Below are 4,121 nucleotides of genomic sequence, written 5' to 3'. Positions count from 1 at the left end.
ACGAGGTGCCCCAGTCGGTGGCGGCGGCGCGGGGCGCGGGCCCCCCCCCCCGCGCCCCCCCCCCCCGGCGTCAGCCGCCCACCGGGCGGCGGGCGTTACGCCGGAGGGTCGGCCCGCGGCGGCTGCGGCGGCGCCGGCGGCACGGCCGGCGGCTTGCTCCGGTCGTGGCCGGCCTTGCCGTCCCTGGCGAACAGTTTGACCAGGTCGCTCATGGTGTAGCGGCCGGTGGCCTCCTCGTCGACCAGGTGCATCTCGGCGAGCCGGTCGAGGCCGTCGAGCGGCACGTCCGGGTCCGAACCGGCGAACGCGGCCACCGCGGTGGCCTCCACCTGCCGGTCGAAGCCGGTGCCGAGCGCGGCGAGCAGCCTGGCGTCGTCCGCCGACAGCCGCGCCACCGACATGCGCAGCGCGGCGGCGATCCCGGTGTCCTCGGCGGACAGCAGCGCGAGCCGCCGCTGTTCGTCGCGGAGCGCCGCGGCGAGCCGGCCGAGCCGCCACCGCGGCCGGGCGGTCAACTGCGCGGACGCGGCCCGCAGCGCGAGCGGCAGCCCGTCGCACAGGTCCACCAACTCGCGGGCCGCGTCCGGGTCGTCGGCCACCCGCTCGGGGCCGAGCATGGCGGTCAGCAACTCCACGCCGTCCTCCGGCGTGAGCGCCTGGAGCGGCACCGGACGGGCCGCGTCCGTCGCCACCAGGCCGTCCAGCCGGCTGCGGCTGGTCACCAGCGTGACGCAGGCCGGGCCCGCGCCCTGCGGGCCGCCGGGGCCGCCGTCGGCAGGACCGCCGAGCGAGGTCCCGCCGGGCAGCAGCGGGCGGACCTGCGCGGAGCTGCGGGCGTTGTCCAGGACGACGAGCAGCCGGCGGCCGGCGACCTGCGACCGGTACAGCGCGGCAGCGCTCTGCGGGGAGCTGGGGATGCGGTCCGCCGGCGTGCCGAGCGCCAGCAGGAAGTCCCGCAACACCTCGATGGGCAGCGCCTCTTCGTCCTCCCCGAAGCCGCGCAGGTCGGCGAAGAGCAGCCCGTCCGGGTAGGCCGCGGCGTGCTGGTGCGCCCAGTGCACGGCGAACGCGGTCTTGCCGACCCCGGCCGGTCCGGTGACCAGCGCGATCGGGCTCTCGTACGGGGCGGAGGCGTGCACCAGCGAACTGAGCGCGCCCAGTTCGGCCTGCCGGCCGCGGAACCGGGTCGGCGGCCTGGGCAGCAGCCACGGCGCGTGCGCCCCGGCCCGCCCGTTCCCGCCGCCCGCCGCGGCGTACCCGGCGGCCAGGCCGGCGCCGTTGGTGTCCGCAACCCCACCTGCCGTACCGGTCCCGCCGGTCCCGCCGGCCCCACCGCCCGTGCCCACGCCGCCGTCCGCCGGTGCGGGCGGGTGCGGGACGCTCGGGTACGGGTCGGCGGCCGGGAAGGTGTCGGCCGGGTAGGGGACGGCGCCCGCGGGGCCGTGCGCGCCACCGTCCACGGGCGGCCGACCGGCGGGGCCGGGCCCGGCGGCCCCGTGCTGACCACCGGACACACCAGACATTCCCGACGCGCCGGCCGCGCCGGGGCCGCCCGGACTACTCGCACCAGCCGCACCAGCCGCACCGGCCGGCTGCGCCCCGGCACCGGCGGCGGGCCCCTGACCGGCCCGCGCCCGTGCTGCCCCGGCGCCACCGGGCTGCTGCCCGCCGGGCCCGCCCCGCGTCGCCGGCCGAGCCGGTGCGGGGGCCGCTTCCGCGTGCAGGATCTCGTCGTACGCGCGGCGCAGCACCTCGCCCGGGTCGACCCCGAGTTCGTCACTGAGCAGCCCGCGGGTGCGGTGGTACCAGCCGAGCGCGTCCGACTGGCGGCCCGCCCGGTACAGGGCGCGCATCAGCGTGGCGATCAGGCCCTCGCGCAGCGGGTGCGCGACCGCTTCGGTGTGCAGCACGGCCGCGGCCACGTCGTACTGGCCGAGCACCTCGTGCGCGTACGCCAGCGCCTCGACGGCCGACAGCCGCCGCTCCTCCAGCGCGTGGGCCGCGGCGGCGAACGGCGGGCTGGTGACGGTGCCGGTCAGCGCCGGGCCGCGCCACAGGCCGAGCGCCTCGCGCAGCATCGGCACCGCGTCGGCAGCCGCGTGCGGCCCGCCGGCGGGCGCCGAGCCGCCGCCCGGCGTGCCGGCCGCGTCCCGCCAGCCGGTCATCTCGCGGGCCCGGCCCACCAACTCCTCGAAGCGGTGCGCGTCCACCCGCTCCTGCGGCAGCCGCAGCAGGTACGCGGAGCCGTGCGTGGTCAGCTCCACGCCGTACGCCTGCGCACCGGCGTCGGCGAGCGTGGCGCGCAGTCGTGAGACGTGGCCCTGGACGACGGTACGGGCGTGCTCGGGCGGTTCGTCCTCCCACAGCGCGGTGATCAGGCGCTCCACCGGCACCGTGGTGTTGGCCTGGAGCAGCAGCATGGCGAGCACGCTGCGTCGTTTGGCCGGGCCGAGTGGAAGGTCGCCGTGCGCGGTGCGTACGGCGACCGGGCCCAGCAGTGAGAATTCCAAGTCAGCCCTCCAGGAAGGCGGCGAGCACATTCGCGAGCAGGAACGGGTCGTCGGCGCCGCACAGTTCGCGGGCCGAGTGCATGGAAAGGATGGCGACACCGATGTCGACCGTGGAGATCCCGTGGCGGGCCGCGGTGATCGGGCCGATCGTGGTGCCGCAGGGCACCGAGTTGTGCGAAACGAACGTCTGCCACGGTACGCCGGCCCGCTCGCAGGCTTCGGCGAACACCGCCCGCCCACCGCCGTCCGTCGCGTACCGCTGGTTGACGTTGACCTTGAGGATCGGGCCGCCGTTGGGCATCGGATGGTGGCCGGGTTCGTGTCGTTCGGCGTAGTTGGGGTGGACGGCGTGCCCGGTGTCGGAGGAGAAGCACACGGTGCCGGCGAAGGCCCGGGCCCGGTCCTCGTAGCCGCCGCCGCGGGCGAAGACCGACCGTTCGAGGACGGTGCCGAGCAGCGGCCCGTCGGCGCCGGTGTCGGACTGGCTGCCGTTCTCCTCGTGGTCGAAGGCGGCGAAGACCGGGACGTACGGGAGGTCGGCGCGGGTGGCGACGGCGGCCAGTGCCGCGGTCTCGGCGTGCACCGAGAGCAGGTTGTCCAGTCGCGGCCCGGCCAGCAGTTCGCGGTCCCGGCCGAGGTAGGCGGGGGGTTCGACGCTGTGCACCATCAGGTCCCAGCCGGTCACCTCGGCGGCGGCCACCCCGGCCTCGCCCGCCACGAAGTCGATCAGGTCGCCCTCGCGCACCCCGCCGATGCCCCACAGCGGCGTCAGGTGGCGCTGCTTGTCGAGCTTGAGCCCGTCGATGTTGACGCTGCGGTCCAGGTGCACGGCCAACTGCGGCACCCGCAGCAGCGGCCGGTCCACGTGCACGAGCCGCTGTTCCCCGCCGCGCAACGTGAGCCGCCCGCTCAGCCCGAGGTCGCGATCGAGCCAGGTGTTGAGCAGTGTGCCGCCGTAGATCTCGACGGCCACCTGCCGCCAGCCGTACGAGCCGGTGTCCGGTACGGGTTTGACCCGCAGGTTGGGCGAATCGGTGTGGGCGCCCACGATGCGGAACGGGGTGGCGGCCGTGGCGCCCTCCGGCACGTACCAGGCGACGATGGCGCCCCCGCGCAGCACGTACTTGCCCCCGCTCGCCCCGTCCCAGGCGTCGGTCTCCGCGACCTGCCGGAAGCCGGCCTTCTCCAGTCGCGCGGCGGCGTTCGCCACCGCGTGGTAGGGCGATGGGCTCGCGCCGAGGAAGGAGATCAGGTCATCGGTGTGGCCGCGATCGAAGCGGGCGGGGGTACTCATGTCTTCAGCATAAGGAGCCGGGCCGGCCCGCCAGCGGCGAGAGCGGGGTGCGTCGCCCGATGATCAGCTCTTCGTCATGGTCGGGCCGCCTTGACGCGGGCGGGCGGCCGGGTGGGGCTGGGGTTGCTTGTGGGGTGGTTGTGGGTTGGTTTCGGGGGCTGCGGCCCCGCGGCACGTACGTACGGCTGTCGAGGCCGTGGCACCGTGGCGTGGCGCCGCGGGCCGGTGCGCCACCCCGGAGGCGGGGGGGGGGGGGGGGGGGGGGGGGGGGGGGGGGGGGGGGGGGGGGGGGGGGGGGGGGGGGGGGGGGGGGGGGG

2 protein-coding genes are annotated in these 4,121 nt (G+C 77.0%); both read right to left on the bottom strand.

Features of this window, described 5'->3' with window-relative positions:
- Window positions 1-95: 95 nt before the first annotated feature.
- Window positions 96-2,510: an AfsR/SARP family transcriptional regulator gene (locus AAHZ94_RS29560; protein ID WP_349996753.1), complete on the bottom strand. Its 2,415-nt coding sequence runs from the start codon at window positions 2,508-2,510 to the stop codon at window positions 96-98.
- A 1-nt stretch (window position 2,511) separates the two neighbouring features.
- Window positions 2,512-3,804, bottom strand: coding sequence for a M18 family aminopeptidase (locus AAHZ94_RS29555; protein ID WP_349996752.1), 1,293 nt, complete (start codon window positions 3,802-3,804; stop codon window positions 2,512-2,514).
- Window positions 3,805-4,121: the final 317 nt, after the last annotated feature.

This window comes from Streptomyces sp. HSW2009, from assembly GCF_040240285.1.
Lineage (GTDB): Bacteria > Actinomycetota > Actinomycetes > Streptomycetales > Streptomycetaceae > Streptomyces.
This window is presented reverse-complemented; position numbering and strand designations above follow the sequence as displayed.

What these genes read in the sequence shown, in the direction of transcription:
- AAHZ94_RS29555 (WP_349996752.1), bottom strand. Translation starts at nt 3,804, where the DNA reads ATGAGTACCCCCGCCCGCTTCGATCGCGGCCACACCGATGACCTGATC.